The sequence below is a fragment of the Pseudomonas sp. 2822-15 genome (genome assembly GCF_002742515.1).
Lineage (GTDB): Bacteria > Pseudomonadota > Gammaproteobacteria > Pseudomonadales > Pseudomonadaceae > Aquipseudomonas > Aquipseudomonas salomonii.
In genome coordinates this window covers 308,087-322,806 of sequence record NZ_LJRY01000209.1, presented here as the reverse complement: position 1 = coordinate 322,806, position 14,720 = coordinate 308,087, and the positions used below count along the sequence as shown (strand labels likewise).

Genomic DNA, 14,720 nt, shown 5'->3' with positions numbered 1-14,720 from the left:
ACGCAGGTGAGGCGGCGTGAGCTGAAGCTCTCGCGAGATTTGCATTAATTGCGCTATGTGAGAATATCTATAAATAAATCGACCTTAAAATAAAAAATATCCGAGGGTATCGCTCATTATGAGAAATAACAGCGTCGCTCATTTTAAGGATGTTCACGTTCATGCGGCCAACGTGCAGCAGTGGAACCAGGACTACAGCCAGTTAACCGCCGGTTCGACCGAGAGTTCGCTGATGCAGTTGACCACCGGCGGTTGCCACGTTTTCCTTGAGCAGATCAACCAGCGTGTCGTGCAGCACGGTGTCGCGCCGCGGGGCAAGATGTGCTTCGCGGTGCCGATCAACGTGCCCGGCTCGATGCGAATGCAGGGGCGCGAGGTGGACGACAGCAGCCTGTTCTTTCTGCGCGGTGGCGAGGAGTTCATGTTTCATATGCCGATGGGCATGCAGCTGCTGTCCATCACGTTCGAGCGTGAATTGTTCGAGCAGGCGCTGGCGCAAACCGCGTCGGCCAAGGATGTGAGCCTGTTGCTGCGTCAGCCGGTGATCAGGGTTTCCAGCCAACGTTTCGCCGATGCCCGTCGGCGCTTGCTGGCGGTGTTCGCCCAGGCGATGGCCAGCGATGCTCACGACAGCGCGCAAGAGCGGCAACACGACGAGGCGCTGGAGCAGGCCATGCTCAGCGAGTTGATGCAGCTCATGACCGATCCGGCCTGCGATAAGCAGCAGCGCACGAGCAGTTCCACGCGCAGTTTTATCGTCGAGAAATGCCACCGCATGGCGACCACCGGACTGTTCGACGTGCCCAGTGTGTTCGAGCTGTGCGAACGCCTCCAGATCAGCCGGCGCACGGTGCAGAACAGCTTTCGCGCCGTGGCCGAGACCACGCCGCTGAACTACCTTCGCTGTGTGCGGCTCAATGGCGTACGCCGCACCTTGATGTCCACCCGGGCCGCGCACCTCTCGATTGGCGATGCCGCGGCCCAGTGGGGGTTCTACCACCTCAGCCATTTTGCGGCTGAGTACCATGCGCTGTTCTCCGAATTACCGTCCCAGACATCACGCGCCGCCATACCGCCGTGTGTTACACGCGGAACTGATCCATCAGCTTCATCTGTTGATTGGCCCGCGCGTTGAGCTGACTGCTGATCTGCGCCGACTCGGCGGCCTGTTCCGTCAGGGTCTCGGTCACGCCACGGATGGTCGAGACGTTGCGATTGACCTCTTCGGCCACCGCACTTTGCTCCTCCGCCGCACTTGCAATCTGCAGGTTCATGTCGCTGATCACGGTTACCGCGTCGCTGATCTTGCCAAGCGCCTGCACGGCCTGATGGATCTGCCCGGCGTTGTCCTGGGCGAGCGTCTGGCTGGAATGCATGGTCGTCACCACGCCCCGCGTGCCGGTTTGGATGCGTTCGATGACCATGCGGATTTCCTCGACGGAGTCCTGGGTGCGCTTGGCCAGGTTGCGGACTTCATCGGCCACCACCGCAAAACCCCGGCCGCTTTCCCCGGCACGCGCCGCTTCGATCGCAGCGTTGAGTGCCAGCAGGTTGGTTTGCTCGGCAATGCTGCGGATCACTTCCAGCACCGAACCGATCTGCTCGCTGTTGACCGCCAGCGCTTCGACTTCCGTCACGGCCTTGCTGACCTCGCGGGCCAAAGCATTGATGTCTTGGGTGCTGCGCTCGATAAGGGTGATGCCCTCCCTGGACGCCTGGTCGGCACCGCGCGCTGCCTGGGCGGCACTCGAGGCGCTGTGGGCGACTTCATGGGCGGTGGCGCTCATTTCGTTGGACGCGGTTGCCAGTTGATCGATCTCGCGAAACTGCACCTGCATCCCTTCACTGGTCAGCCGCGCAATTTCCGAAGACTGGTCGGCGGTACCGCGCGCATCGGTAATGCTCTGCTTGATCTGCGCGACGGTGGGCTGCAGTTTGTCGAGAAAACGGTTGAACCAATTCACCAGTTCGCCCAGTTCATCTTTCTTGCGGTAGTGCAGGCGTTGAGTCAGGTCGCCGTCGCCACTGGCAATTGCCTTGAGCATCTGCGCGACACTGTTGATCGGGCGCGTCACCCCGGAAGCAGTGAACCAAATGAGCAGCAGGCCCAACAGCCCGGCGCCGATGGCCACCAGCAATGACTTCAGCGTGTCGCGGGTTTGGGTCTGGTCAAGCAAGGTCTGAAGTGCTGCCGAGTCGGCCAGCAGTACCTGTTTGGGCAAATCAATGACCACTCCCCAGGCCGGCGCGTCGGGGATAGGCGCGACGGGGTAGACGGCGCGGATCAAATCATCCTGGGCCAGCACCAGCGGTTTTTTTTGCGTCAATGCCGCGAGTATCGCCTTGCTTTGCTCACCCAATGTGACGCTGAGCGGCTTGGCGACCTGGCCGGCATCCTTGCTGTAGGCTGCGAGCACGCCGCTGTCGGACACAATCAGCATGCTTCCCGAACCGTTGAACAGCATGCGCTGGGCATCGCTTGCGGCCGCTTGCAGGGCGCCGAGTGCGAGGTCAACGCCCAGGGCGCCGATCACTTTGCCATTGGCAATCAACGGTATCGACAGCGTGGTCATCAGTTGTACCTGCCCGGCCTGGGTGTCGGCATAGGGCGCCATCAGGCAGGTGCGCCGTGTGTCGCGCGGGCAGGTGTACCAACTGTTGTAGGGGGTGCCGCTGATGCTGAGATCGGTCTTATGCAAATCGCTTTCGGGAATCAGTATGTTCACCGACTCGCCAGCGCCCCGGTTCCAGGCACTGGCAAAGCGGCCGGTTTCGTTGGAGGCGCGCGCGGCGTCGTTGGCGAATGCGCTGTCTTGACCCTCCAGCGCATTCGGCTCGAAAACCAGCCACAGCCCGAGTATCTGCGGATTGCGCTCGAAGGTTGCCTTGAGACTCTGGTTCAGCTCCTCACGCAACGTCGCGGCCGGCAATCCGCGCTGCGCGGCCATGTTACGCAAATGTGCCGCCTGGTCGGACAGGGCGGTAATGAGCAGCAGGCTGTTGCCGAAGACCCGCTGCAGGTTACCCGTCTGCTCGGCGGCCTTGGCCAGCAGCAGGGTCTCGCCGCTCTCGGTGAGCATCTTGCTGCTGGACGTACTGATCAACCGGTTGTTCTGGTTACTCTGATAGAGGTTAAGGCTGACGATCAGGCCGATTACGCCCAGAAGGCACAGGCCGGAAAGCAGGATGATTTTCAAACGGATGGAGAGGGCGTCGAGCATCGGAGTATCTCGCAGGTGAACAGCATGCTTGTTGACCATCAGTTGGCCCGGGCCACTGACTTCTTATTGGGTATGTCATATATCGGCCGGTCTCGGGTGTTAGCGAAGCCGGTTCGGTAATTCTCTCGTTATCGCGCTATGACGGGCGTCTGCCGGCTGAACTTGACCAGCAGCGCCGCAACCAACAACAGGCTGCCTGCCAGCGTCACCCCGGCGGCACCGCCCAGCTCGAAGGAAACCTCCTCGATAGACGCGGCCATACCGGCCTTATCGGTGGGGACGCTGAGCATGAGTTGCACAGCAACACGTACGCCAGCATGCCAGTGGCCGAGAGCAGCAGCGCCGCCAGCACAATCGGAACGTTGATCAGAAACACCGAGCCCCACCAGAAATGCTCCAGCAGCAAGCCGCCCACGACCGGACCGAGCGCCGCACCGCCGGAGGCCACCGACGCCCAGATACCAAATGCCATGGCCTGTTCGCGCTCGTCGCTGAACGTCAGCCGGATCAGGGCCAGGGTGGCGGGCATCATCATTGCCGCGCCGACGGCCAGGCCACCACGGGCGCCGATCAATACATTGGCCAAGGGCGAGAATGCAGCGATGAGCGAGAACAGGCCAAACACACTCAACCCGCCGAGGAACAGCCGTTTGTGCCCCAGGCGATCACCGAGCGTGCCCATGCCCAGTAGCAGGCCGGCGGCGATCAGCGCGTAGATATTGATAATCCAGAGCTTTTGCGAGGCCGTGGCGCCGAGCTCACGGGTCAGGGTGGGCAAGGCGGTGTACAGCACGGTCATATCAATGACGATGAGCAGCAATGCGCTGGAAATAATGGCGAGGATCAGCCAGCGGTGCTTGGAGGGCATAGTGTGGGCTCGATAATTGAATGGCCAACGCCGGCAGCTTCAGGTCAGCCAGGCATAGGACGGGTGAACCTAGCATGCACGAGCGCGCACCCGCGCCGTTATCCCAAATCGGCGGGGGAATAAGTCGGCCCTGACCTGTTTTGGGGCGCTGACCGCGATGTTACCGATTTGGGATAGCGAGGGTTGCGTGGGCGGGCATAGGATCGAATCCAGCGTGCAACCTCAAGAATAAAAGCGCTACCCGGCACCGATAGCGGCTGGATCGGGGCCACCCCACAGCGACTGCCTCATACAATAAGGTCAAGAACATGAGTGTAACTATGCCGGTCAACAGCTCTACAGAGCTCAAGCGTGGCGCCCTGGGTGTCGGCTTCATCATCTTCTTTGTGATTTCGGCGGCAAGTCCGCTTAGCGTGATTGCGGGTGGGTTCCCGATCGGCATCATGCTAGGCAACGGTGCCGGCACCCCAGCGTTACTGCTGCTGGCCTTGCTGGTGCTGTTGGCGTTCTCGGTGGGTTACACCACCATGTCCCGCCATGTCACCAACGCGGGCGGTTTCTACGCCTTTACCTCTCGTGGCCTGGGCGGCCTGGCCGGCGGCTCGGCGGCAGTGCTGGCGATGTTCGCCTACAACATCTTGCAGATCGCCCTGTATGGCATGTTCGGTGGCGTGGTCGCCGGCACCATGGAAAGCGTGGCGGGTGTGATATTGCCCTGGTGGTCCTATTCGCTGATGGCGATGGCCAGCATTGCGTTTCTCGGCTATCGCAAGATCGACCTCTCGGCACGGGTACTGTCGTTGGTGGTGATCGCTGAATACCTGGCGATCCTGATCCTCGACTTCGCCATTCTGAAAAACGGGGGTGACAGCGGCGTCAATCTCGACTCGTTCACCCGTCAGCATGTGTTCAGCGGCACTCCGTCCATCGGCCTGCTGTTCTGCTTCGCCGCCTTTATCGGCTTCGAGGCCACCACCATCTACGGTGAAGAAGCGAAAGACCCCCAGCGTACCATCCCGATCGCCACCTACAGTTCGGTGTTGCTGATCGGCGGGTTCTATGCGCTGTCGGTGTGGTCGATGGTAGTGGGTGTGGGCGCGGACAAGATCGTGCCGATGCTGCAAGCCATGCAAGACCCCACCACCTTTATCTACGGCATGTCCGATCACTTCGTCGGCCCGCACCTGACCCAGGTCATCCGCGTGCTGTTCATGGTCAGCATCTACGCCGGGCTGTTGGCGTTTCATAACGCTGCGGCGCGCTACTTCTACGCTATCGGCCGTGACGGCCTGCTGCACAGCGTGCTGGGCACCACTCACCGCGTGCATCAGAGCCCGCACATGGGGTCTGCCTTGCAGAGCCTGATCGCGGCCGTGGTGGTATTGATCTTCGCCGCGATGGACGCCGACCCGATCCTGCAGCTGTTCGCCTGGTTCTCCAACCTGGCAACCCTGTGCGTGATCCTGCTAATGGCGATGACCTCGTTCGCGATCTGCGTGTATTTCCATCGGCACCCCGAACTCAAGGTCGGCCTGCTGCGCGGGCGTATTCTGCCGGTGCTGTCGTGCCTGGCATTGCTGAGCGTGCTGTTACTGGCGGTGGCGCATTTCGATGTGCTCACGGGGGCCAGCCAGCTCTTGTCCTACAGCTTGTGCGCGGTGATTCCCGCAGCCCTGATGGGCGGCCTGTATCTGGCCGCGCGCCTGCGCAAGGTGTCGCCGCAGCGGTTCCTGGCCCTGGGCAGTCACAAGCTCTAAGGCCTGGTTCGAAACCTCTCTCCTGTGAATTGTTCGCTGCCGTTGTGCGGCAGGGCTCGTCTGCGTTAAAGGAAATTGCATATGCACCATTACAAGATGCTCATCAACGGCGTTTCGGTTGCCGGTGAAAACGGCCAGTTTGACGTGATCAATCCCGCCACCGGCGCCGCATTCGCCCAATGCCCGGCCGGCTCGCTGTCCCAGTTGGACGAGGCGGTTGCCGCCGCTCAGGCCGCTTTCAAGACCTGGCGCCACAGTACCCATGGGCAGCGCTGTGAGCACCTCAATGCGATTGCCGATGCGATCGAAAAGGACGCTGATGCACTGGCCCGGCTGATCGTGCAGGAACAAGGAAAACCGCTTGAGCTGGCGTTTTCCGAAGTCATGGGCGCCGCCGCCTGGACCCGCTACGCCGCCGGGCAGGAGATCGCCGTGGAACTGGTGGAAGAAACCCCGGCCCAGCGCATCGAACTGCACCGCAAGCCCTTGGGTGTGGTGGCGTCCATCACGCCGTGGAACTGGCCTTTCATGATCGCCGTGTGGCACATCATGCCGGCGCTGCGCGCGGGTAACTGCGTGATCAGCAAGCCATCGAGCCTGACGCCGCTTAGCACGTTGCGCCTGGTCGAAATTATCGGGCGCCATGTGCCCCACGGTGTGATCAACTGCGTGACCGGCGAGCAGGGTTTCGGCAGCGCGATCACGTCGCACCCGGGGATCCAGAAGATTGTGTTCACCGGCTCCACCGCCACCGGCCAAAGCGTGATGCGCGGGGCCGCCACCAACCTCAAGCGCCTTACCCTGGAACTGGGCGGCAACGACGCGGCGATTGTATTGCCGGGTACGTCGGTGGAGGAGGTGGCCGAAGAGATCTTCCAGGCCGCCTTCCTCAACATGGGCCAGACCTGCGCCGCACTCAAGCGCTTGTACATTCACGAATCCCAGTACCAGGCGTTTGCCGAGGCCCTGACGCGGATTGCCGAGCGCCAGGTGGTCGGTGATGGCCTGGAGCCCGGCGTCAACTTCGGCCCGGTGCAGAACCTTGATCAACTGCAACTGGTGGACGCCCTGATTGCCGATGCGCGGGCACACGGTGCGCGGGTGCTGTGTGGCGGCGCACGCCTGGATCGTCCTGGTTTTTTCTACCCGCCCACACTGGTGGCGGATGTGACCGATGGCCAGCGTCTGGTCGACGAGGAACAGTTCGGGCCGGTATTGCCGCTGATCGCTTATCAGGATGTCGAGGATGTGTTGCGCCGCGCCAATGCCGGCGACATGGGCCTGGGCGGTTCGGTCTGGGGCCCGGACGTTGAGCAGGCGCAGGCATTGGCCAGCCGTCTGGAGAGTGGCGTGGCCTGGGTCAACTGCCACGCGCGCATTCAGCCGAACACGCCGTTCGGCGGCAGCAAGATGTCCGGCTTCGGCGTCGAGTTCGGCCTGGAAGGGTTGCTGGAATTTACCGGCCAGCAGTTGCTGTTCGTCAACAAGCGCGCAGCCGAATAACGCCTCAACAACTAAGACAGCCTCTCAAAAGGCGCACCCAAGGAGCTTCGATCATGCGGTATCCCTCCACGTCATTTCTCAGCGGTACGTTGGCCTGTACGTTGACGCTTTGCGCCATCAGCCAGGCCCAGGCCTATGAGTTGTACAGCGATGAGAGCCGGCATCTGAATGCCGACATGACCGCCGTGTTCGGCATGTTCAACAGCCGCAAGAACTATGACGGCACGCCGGGCGGTTCGACCTGGCGCGAAGGTTTCATCAAGTATGGTTTGAGCGGCGACCAGTCCCTGGCCGGCAATGGCACCGCCTATGGCGCCTTCGCGCTCGTCAGTTCCGCGACCTGGGGTGACGGCGACCCGGCCGGCAATACCCTGGGCAGCGAACGCACCACCAAAATCGAAGATGCGTACCTGGGTTGGCGCTCCGGCGACCTGTTTCCGGCCCTGGGCAAGGATGGCGTGGACATTTCCGGCGGTCGCCAGGTGGTCAAGCTCGGCAGTGGCTTCCTGATCAACGACGACGGTCCGAACCTGGGCAAGGGCCCGGCCAATGGCACGATGAACCGTGGCGGTGCGTATTACCTGGCCGCGCGGCACGCCTTCGATCAAACCGCGTTCCTGCGGCTGGGCGGCAAGGATGGTCTGCACGGCAGCCTGTTGTGGCTCAAGTCCGATAACCGCGCCCAGGCTGAAACCGAAGTGGCCGCCGGTACCCTGGATTACACCACCAAGCCGGGCACACTGGGCTTGACCTGGGTGCACGGCATCGACGTGAACGAACGCTGGGCCAGTGATTTTCAGCGCCAGCGCAAGGGCATGAATGTCTACAGCGTGCGCGGCGAAGGCGACGCAGGTCTGCCGAATGTCAGCCTGGCGTTCGAATATGCCTGGCAGGACAAGGACACCGGCCCCGAAAAAGCCTGGTACGGCGAAGCCGGCTATACCTTTGCCGATGTCGCCTGGGCGCCAAAGGTCAGCTACCGCTACACCCGCTACTCACAGCAGTGGGATTCGCTGTTCACCGGCTTGAGCACTGGCTATGGCACCTGGCTGCAGGGCGAAGTCGCGGGCAACTATGCCGGGCCGTTCAATAGCAACACCAGCATCCAGCACGTGGCCCTCAAGGCCACGCCTCTGGAAAACCTGACCCTGGGTGCGCTGTACTTCGACTTCGACACCGTGCGCAAAAGCAATGCGCTGAACCTCAATGCTCGGGAGTTGGATGTATACGCCGAGTGGGCCGTCAACCCGCACCTGATCGTCACGCCGCTGATCGGCCTCTACAAGCCCAAGCAGGACGCCACCACGGGCGGCAACCAGGTCGCCGGCAACGGCACCAACGTTTACAGCCAGTTGACCATCGCCGTGCCGTTCTAGCCCACCGCAGCCGCCGCGCCTGAACCTCAGGATGCGGCGGCGCCCGGCGGATTGCGCAGGTTCTCGGCAATCCGGCGGGTGGTGTCCATGACCATTTCAATCACGGTTTCCTGGCGCAGCAGCTTGAAGCTCTGGGTGCTGCCGACGGCGGACAGGCTGCCGATCACCTCGTCGATATCCGGCTGGATGATGGGCGCGGCGATGCCGGTCAGGCCGAGGTTGAGTTCATCATGGGTCATGCAGTACCCATCCTTGCGAATCTTCTTTGTGGCCTTGGCAAAGCTGGCCCAGTCGTACGGGCTTTCCGGGTCGCTGGCCATATGCTCTTCGAACAGACGCTGCAGGCGTCGACCTTTCTGGAAAGCGATCAATACCTTGGACTGCGCGCCGCGAAAAAAGGGCAGCGGATGCCCGCGCCCGAAGGAGAAGTGATACGTGTCGGAGGGTTCGGCAATGTAGGTGTTGATGATGCGCCCGTCGTAGAAGACGCTGGCGAACACCGCCAGGCCGGTCTGCGCCGACAGCTCGTGCATCAACTCGCGCCCCGCCAGAAGGATGGGGTCGTACTGGCGCATCATCCAGTCCAGCTCGATCACGCGCGGCCCCAGGCCGTAGTGGCCGGCGTCCACGCGGGTCAGCAGGCCGGCGTCGCACAATTCCTTGACATAGCGATACGCGGTGGCGCGCGACAGGCCCATGCGCTCGGCGATGGTGTCCGGGTCGATCTTCAACGTCGCCGGACCGAACAGGTCCAGGACATTCAGCAATTTACTCAGGCTGCTCATTTCGTTCCTAGAGAAGGGATGGCATGCGGGTAAGCACTATAGGCGAAAACAGCGCAGATCCAATGCGGGAGCGGTCTTGCGCGTGAAAGCGGTGGGCCAGTGATGGAAGTTACTGACAAACCGCATTCGCGAGCAAGCCCGACCCTGCAGGTCGACAGGCTAAGCTTTTCAGATTTTAAATTCACTTAAATCTCAAATAAAGAGATTAACGTCATTAAATTCTTGCTTGGTGAGATATATTGTGTGATAAATCTCAACAAAGAAAACGCTCAAGCAAGAGGGCTGACAATGAATGGTGCGCAACTGATAGTGAATGCGGCAGCGGCAAGCGGTATCGAGTACTGCTTCGCCAACCCCGGGACCACCGAGATTCCTCTGGTGGCCGCCATGGCCAGCGCACCTGCTCTCAAGCCGGTGTTGTCGCTGTTCGAAGGGGTCTGCACCGGCGCCGCTGACGGCTATGGCCGGATCGCCGGCAAGCCGGCAATGACCCTGACTCACTTGGGCCCGGGCTTTGCCAATGGCATCGCCAACCTGCATAACGCGCGTCGGGCCAATACGCCGATCGTCAACGTCATCGGCGATCACGCCTCCTGGCATGTCAACTACGATCCGCCCTTGGCCAGCGACATCCAGGCCTTGGCCGGTGCTGTCTCCGGCTGGGTGCGCACCTCGCGCACCGCGTCGGGAATCGGTGAGGATTTACAGGAAGCCGTGCGTGCGGCTTGGCAGGCCAAAGGCCAAATCGCCAGTTTGATTCTGCCCATGGACCTGCAGGCTCACGCAGTGACGCACAACGGTGTGTTCGCACCTCTGCGCGCACCGGTTCGCCGGTTTGCCAGTGACCGGATCGAAACCGTGGCGCAGGCATTGCGTGACGGCAAGCGGCTGGTGTTCATCGTCGGCGATGAGGGCTTATCAGTCGCGGGACTGGAAGCGGCGGGGCGCCTGGCGCAACTGCCCGGCGTGCGCCTGTTTGCCGAGACCTTTCCGCGCCTGAGTTACCGTGGCGGTGGCTTGCCGGACCTGGATCGCCTGCCGTATTTCCCGGAGGTGGCGATTGAAATTCTGGAGCAGTACGACCTGGTCATTTGTGCAGGCGTGCCCGAGCCCATCAGCTACTTCGGCTACGAAGGCATCCCGTCGCGCCTGGCCGAACGTGAACGCCTGCTGACGCTGGCGGAAGTCGGTGACGATGTTTCCGGCGCGCTGACGGCGTTGGCCGATGCCCTGAACGCACCGGCCTATGTGCCGACCCCGGAGGGTATCGAACTGCCGCCCGGTCATGCCGAGCTGACGCCACAATCCATCGGCCAAGTGCTGGCCGCGTCACTGCCCGAAGACAGCATCGTCTCGGTTGAGGGCGGCACCTGCGGCTATCCGTTCTTTACCGCCTCCGCCCGCGCCGCGCGGCATCGGGTATTGACCAATACCGGTGGCGCGATTGGCCAGGGGATTCCGGTGGGGTTCGGTGCCGCCTTGGCGGAGCGCGGCAATAGCGTGTTCTGCCTGCAATCGGACGGCAGTGCCCAGTACACCATTCAAACCCTGTGGAGCATCGCTCGGGAGCAGTTGCCGGTGGTGATCCTGATTGCCGCCAACCATCGCTACGCGATTTTGCAGAACGAGCTGCGCCGTTTCGGCATGACCGAAATGGACCCGCAAGCCCTGCGCCTGACCGTGCTCGACAGCCCGCGTATTGACTGGAAGGCCCTGGCCAAAGGCTACGGGGTACCGGCCTGCACGGTACAGACCAATGCCGAACTGCAACGGGCGCTGGTCAATGCCAAGGCCGACCGTGGTCCTTGCCTGATCGAAATGGCGCTGTGAAGGAGTCGACTATGTATCAGCCCGAATTATTACCTGCCGTCCAGGCGTTCCTGGCGCAGCCCGGTCGCCTGTTCATCGGCGGTACGTGGCAGGACGCCGCCAGCGGTCGCCGCTTTGCCGTGGAAAACCCGGCCACTGAACAGACCCTGGCCGAAGTCGCCCAAGGCGATGAGCGTGATGTGAATGCGGTCGTTGCGGCCGCGCGCGCAGCCTTCACCGGCACCTGGGCCTTGCAGTCAGCGGCGCAGCGCGGCCTGTTGCTGTTTCGCCTGGCCGATCTGTTGGACCAGCACCGTGAGGAACTGGCGCAACTGATCACCCTGGAGAACGGCAAACCTATCGCCAACGCGCGCGGTGAAGCGGCCAGCGCGGCGAATATCATTCGCTACTTTGCCGGCTGGCCCACCAAGATCGAAGGCAGCACGCTGCCCGTATCACCGGCCAGCGGCGCGCCGATGCTCAACTACACGTTGCGCGAACCGGTGGGGGTCTGCGCGCTGATCGTGCCGTGGAACTTCCCGTTGACCATGTGCGTTTGGAAGCTCGGCCCCGCGTTGGCCACCGGTTGCGTGGCGGTGCTCAAGCCCGCCGAGCAGACGCCGCTGATCGCGATCCGCCTGGTGCAACTGATCGAGGCGGCAGGCTTTCCCGCCGGCGTCGTCAACCTGATCACGGGTCTTGGCGCCGACACTGGTGCACCGCTGGCACAGCACCCCGACGTAGACAAGATCGCCTTTACCGGCTCGACCCAGGTCGGGCGGCTGATCGCCCAGGCGGCCACCGTCAACATGAAAAAGGTCTCGCTGGAGCTGGGCGGCAAGTCGCCGAACATCATCCTGCCCGACGCCGACATTGCGCGCGCCGCCAAGGGGGCCGCCGATGGGGTTTTCTACAACCAGGGCCAGGTATGCACGGCGGGCTCACGCCTGTACGTCCACGCCAGTGTGCTCGACCAGGTGCTCGAAGAACTGCAGCGCCACGCCGCCGCCTATGTCCTGGGCAATGGCCTGGACCCGGCCAACAGCATGGGACCGTTGGTGTCCGCGCGGCAGTTGAACACCGTCAAGGGTTACCTGCAGCGGGGCCGGGAGGAGGGCGCCGAACTGATCTGTGGCGGCGGCCGCCCCGGTCACTTGGAGTGCGGTCACTTCATTGAGCCCAGCGTCTTTCTCGACCGTGCCGAGCGCGCCTGTGTGGCCCGTGAAGAAATCTTCGGCCCGGTACTGACCGTCATGAGCTGGACCGAAATCGACGACCTGGTGCTGCGCGCCAACGATTCGCCGTATGGCCTCGCCGCTGGCCTGTGGACCCGCGACTTGCGCTCGGCGCACCGCGTGGCTGCACAGCTCAAGGCTGGCTCGGTCTGGATCAACTGCTGGAACGTGGTCGATCCCTCTTCACCGTTCGGTGGCTACAAACAATCCGGCTGGGGCCGGGAGATGGGTAAAAACGTGATCGATGCCTACACCGAGACCAAAAGCGTGTTTGTCGATCTGGCCTGAACTGAATAATCACACGAGGTAATTGCTATGGATCTGGAATTGAAAGGCCGCGTGGCCATTGTCACCGGTGGCGGTATGGGCATCGGCAAGGAAGTCGCGCGTTTTCTCTCCGAGGAAGGCTGCAAGGTGGTGATTTGCGCGCGGCGCATGGCGTTCCTGCAACTGGCGGCCGAAGAGATCACTGCACAGACCGGCAATGAAGTACTGCCGCTGTTCTGTGACACCAATGACATGAAGGCCGTGTCGGAGATGGTCGAGGCGGCGCACAAGCATTTCGGCCGTATCGACATCCTGGTCAATGGTGCCGCAGCACCGTCGGGTGTGGTGCGCAATGACATCGAACATGCCGGCGACGATGAACTGCTGTCGGACCTCAACACCAAGGTGATCGGCTACTTCCGGTGCGCCAAGGCCGTGACCCCGCACATGAAGGCGGGCGGCTTCGGGCGCATCATCAACATCGGCGGCCTCACCGGGCGCAGCAGCAAAGTGCTTTCGGGCATGCGCAACCTGGCCATCGCGCACATGACCAAGACCTTGTCCGACCAGCTCGGCCCGTCGGGCATCACGGTCAACCTGATTCATCCAGGTGTCGTAGACACCCCACATATCCAGGAGTTGTACGAGCGTGAAGCGGTCAAGCAAGGCAAGACGTCGGAACAGGTCGAGCAGGCCTACATCGACGCCACACCGATTCGCCGCACCCTCGCACCGATTGAAATGGGCTGGCTGATTGGCTTCCTCGCGTCGCCAAAAGCGGCGGCGGTGACCGGCGAATCCATCGGCATCGACGGCGGTTTGACCCGTGGCATCTATATCTGAGGAGTATCACAGATGAGTAATGGAACCCTTCTGGTCGCCACCGTCGGGCAAGCGGTGATCCGCAGCGCCGACGATGGCAAGACCTGGCATCGCCTGGGCCTGGGGCAGGACCTGGAGTTCGATGCGATCACCCGATCCTTGAGTCTGCACCCCGATACGCCCGAGCGGATCTATGCCGGAACCGATGTGGGCTTGTGTGTGAGCCACGATACCGGCGGGCATTGGCAACGCATCGATTCGCCTTTCAACGGGCAGACCGTGTGGAAAGTTGCGGTTGACCCGCAGGATGCACAACGGATTTTCGTCGGCACCGGCGCGCCTTCGCGTGCCGTGTTGTGGCGCACCCTGGACGGCGGCCTGAGCTGGGATCGCGCCTCGGTGGATATCCCCGAGTTCTGCGATGGTGTCAGTCGTCCGCGCCTGCTGGCCTTCGCCTATGACCCCACCGACCGCAATCAGCTGTGGTTTGGCCTGGAAGAGGGTGGCCTGTTCCATTCGCGCGATGGCGGCGACAGTTGGACCCGCGTCGATGACCGACTGCTGTGGGACTACAACTCGGACATCCACAACATTGTGGTACTGCCCAATCACGGCAAGAAAGTCATCGTGGTGGTCTGCGTGAATGCGGTCTACCGCAGCCTGGACGAGGGTCTGACCTGGACCGGCATTATCGGTCGCGAAGCCTTCGGCCTGTACTACTTGCGCGCCATGAATGCGCCGCTGGGCACGCAAGACGAGCTGTACCTGAGCATTTCCGATGGTACGCCGGGCACCACCAGCAAGATCCTCGTCTCCCATGATGCCGCCCTCAGCTGGAACGTGCTGCCGCTGCCACAGCAGCCCAATTCCTGCGTCTGGGCGATTGCCTTCAACCCGGCCAACCCCCGACAGATCGTGGCGGGCACCAAGTATGGGCACTTGTTTACGTCCGACAACGGCGGTGATGGCTGGCAGAAGCACTGGCGCGAATTCAGCGAGATCGCAGACGTGCTATGGACGCCTGCCGTGGCGCAAATCAAGGCCGGGCATCAATCCATCGTCAAGAAAAACTGAGGT

Annotated in this window: 9 protein-coding genes and 3 pseudogenes; 8 read left to right on the top strand and 4 right to left on the bottom strand. The window is 62.2% G+C overall.

Going from position 1 to position 14,720, the window contains the following annotated elements:
* Nucleotides 1–118: 118 nt before the first annotated feature.
* Entirely contained in the window at nucleotides 119–1,135 is a 1,017-nt protein-coding gene (locus tag AOA59_RS23620) for a helix-turn-helix domain-containing protein (protein ID WP_099489251.1), read from the top strand.
* On the opposite strand, the pseudogene AOA59_RS33600 reads toward AOA59_RS23620, so the two are convergent.
* The 3 pseudogenes from AOA59_RS33600 to AOA59_RS23610 all read right to left on the bottom strand — a co-directional run.
* Nucleotides 1,083–1,610: pseudogene (locus tag AOA59_RS33600) on the bottom strand (methyl-accepting chemotaxis protein); the annotation flags it as partial. The gene AOA59_RS23620 and the pseudogene AOA59_RS33600 sit on opposite strands and share 53 nt — an antisense overlap.
* 330 nt (nucleotides 1,611–1,940) lie before the next feature.
* Nucleotides 1,941–2,948: pseudogene (locus AOA59_RS33595) on the bottom strand (HAMP domain-containing protein); the annotation flags it as partial.
* Between the two features lie 601 nt (nucleotides 2,949–3,549).
* Nucleotides 3,550–4,089, bottom strand: a pseudogene (locus AOA59_RS23610) (MFS transporter); the annotation flags it as partial.
* 308 nt (nucleotides 4,090–4,397) lie between these two features.
* On the opposite strand from AOA59_RS23610, the gene AOA59_RS23605 reads away from it, so the two are divergent.
* The 3 genes from AOA59_RS23605 to AOA59_RS23595 all read left to right on the top strand — a co-directional run bounded on the left by AOA59_RS23605 (nucleotide 4,398) and on the right by AOA59_RS23595 (nucleotide 8,725).
* Nucleotides 4,398–5,846, top strand: a complete 1,449-nt coding sequence (locus AOA59_RS23605; RefSeq protein WP_099489249.1) for an APC family permease — start codon at nucleotides 4,398–4,400, stop codon at nucleotides 5,844–5,846.
* An 81-nt stretch (nucleotides 5,847–5,927) separates the two neighbouring features.
* The gene (locus tag AOA59_RS23600; RefSeq protein ID WP_099489248.1) at nucleotides 5,928–7,349 is read left to right on the top strand and encodes an aldehyde dehydrogenase family protein; all 1,422 of its coding nucleotides are present in this window, start codon (nucleotides 5,928–5,930) and stop codon (nucleotides 7,347–7,349) included.
* Nucleotides 7,350–7,402: 53 nt separating this feature from the next.
* Nucleotides 7,403–8,725: a hypothetical protein gene (locus AOA59_RS23595; protein WP_170875841.1), complete on the top strand. Its 1,323-nt coding sequence runs from the start codon at nucleotides 7,403–7,405 to the stop codon at nucleotides 8,723–8,725.
* Nucleotides 8,726–8,751: 26 nt separating this feature from the next.
* Here AOA59_RS23595 and AOA59_RS23590 read toward each other — a convergent pair whose 3' ends face one another.
* Nucleotides 8,752–9,510, bottom strand: coding sequence for an IclR family transcriptional regulator (locus AOA59_RS23590; RefSeq protein WP_056858417.1), 759 nt, complete (start codon nucleotides 9,508–9,510; stop codon nucleotides 8,752–8,754).
* A gap of 288 nt (nucleotides 9,511–9,798) precedes the next feature.
* Here AOA59_RS23590 and AOA59_RS23585 point away from each other — a divergent pair, with 288 nt between their 5' ends.
* Genes AOA59_RS23585 through AOA59_RS23570 form a run of 4 tightly spaced genes read left to right on the top strand, consistent with a single transcriptional unit; the run spans nucleotide 9,799 to nucleotide 14,717 of the window.
* Nucleotides 9,799–11,340, top strand: a complete 1,542-nt coding sequence (locus AOA59_RS23585; protein WP_056858418.1) for an acetolactate synthase large subunit — start codon at nucleotides 9,799–9,801, stop codon at nucleotides 11,338–11,340.
* Between the two features lie 11 nt (nucleotides 11,341–11,351).
* On the top strand, nucleotides 11,352–12,842 hold the full coding sequence (locus AOA59_RS23580; protein WP_099489247.1) for an aldehyde dehydrogenase family protein: 1,491 nt from the start codon (nucleotides 11,352–11,354) through the stop codon (nucleotides 12,840–12,842).
* Nucleotides 12,843–12,869: 27 nt separating this feature from the next.
* Entirely contained in the window at nucleotides 12,870–13,664 is a 795-nt protein-coding gene (locus tag AOA59_RS23575; protein ID WP_099489246.1) for an SDR family NAD(P)-dependent oxidoreductase, read from the top strand.
* A gap of 12 nt (nucleotides 13,665–13,676) precedes the next feature.
* Nucleotides 13,677–14,717, top strand: coding sequence for a YCF48-related protein (locus AOA59_RS23570; protein WP_099489245.1), 1,041 nt, complete (start codon nucleotides 13,677–13,679; stop codon nucleotides 14,715–14,717).
* The last annotated feature ends 3 nt before the right edge of the window (nucleotides 14,718–14,720 follow it).

What these genes read in the sequence shown, in the direction of transcription:
- AOA59_RS23580 (WP_099489247.1), top strand. Translation starts at nt 11,352, where the DNA reads ATGTATCAGCCCGAATTATTACCTGCCGTCCAGGCGTTCCTGGCGCAG.
- AOA59_RS23620 (WP_099489251.1), top strand. Translation starts at nt 119, where the DNA reads ATGAGAAATAACAGCGTCGCTCATTTTAAGGATGTTCACGTTCATGCG.
- AOA59_RS23600 (WP_099489248.1), top strand. Translation starts at nt 5,928, where the DNA reads ATGCACCATTACAAGATGCTCATCAACGGCGTTTCGGTTGCCGGTGAA.
- AOA59_RS23590 (WP_056858417.1), bottom strand. Translation starts at nt 9,510, where the DNA reads ATGAGCAGCCTGAGTAAATTGCTGAATGTCCTGGACCTGTTCGGTCCG.
- AOA59_RS23595 (WP_170875841.1), top strand. Translation starts at nt 7,403, where the DNA reads ATGCGGTATCCCTCCACGTCATTTCTCAGCGGTACGTTGGCCTGTACG.
- AOA59_RS23605 (WP_099489249.1), top strand. Translation starts at nt 4,398, where the DNA reads ATGAGTGTAACTATGCCGGTCAACAGCTCTACAGAGCTCAAGCGTGGC.
- AOA59_RS23570 (WP_099489245.1), top strand. Translation starts at nt 13,677, where the DNA reads ATGAGTAATGGAACCCTTCTGGTCGCCACCGTCGGGCAAGCGGTGATC.
- AOA59_RS23575 (WP_099489246.1), top strand. Translation starts at nt 12,870, where the DNA reads ATGGATCTGGAATTGAAAGGCCGCGTGGCCATTGTCACCGGTGGCGGT.
- AOA59_RS23585 (WP_056858418.1), top strand. Translation starts at nt 9,799, where the DNA reads ATGAATGGTGCGCAACTGATAGTGAATGCGGCAGCGGCAAGCGGTATC.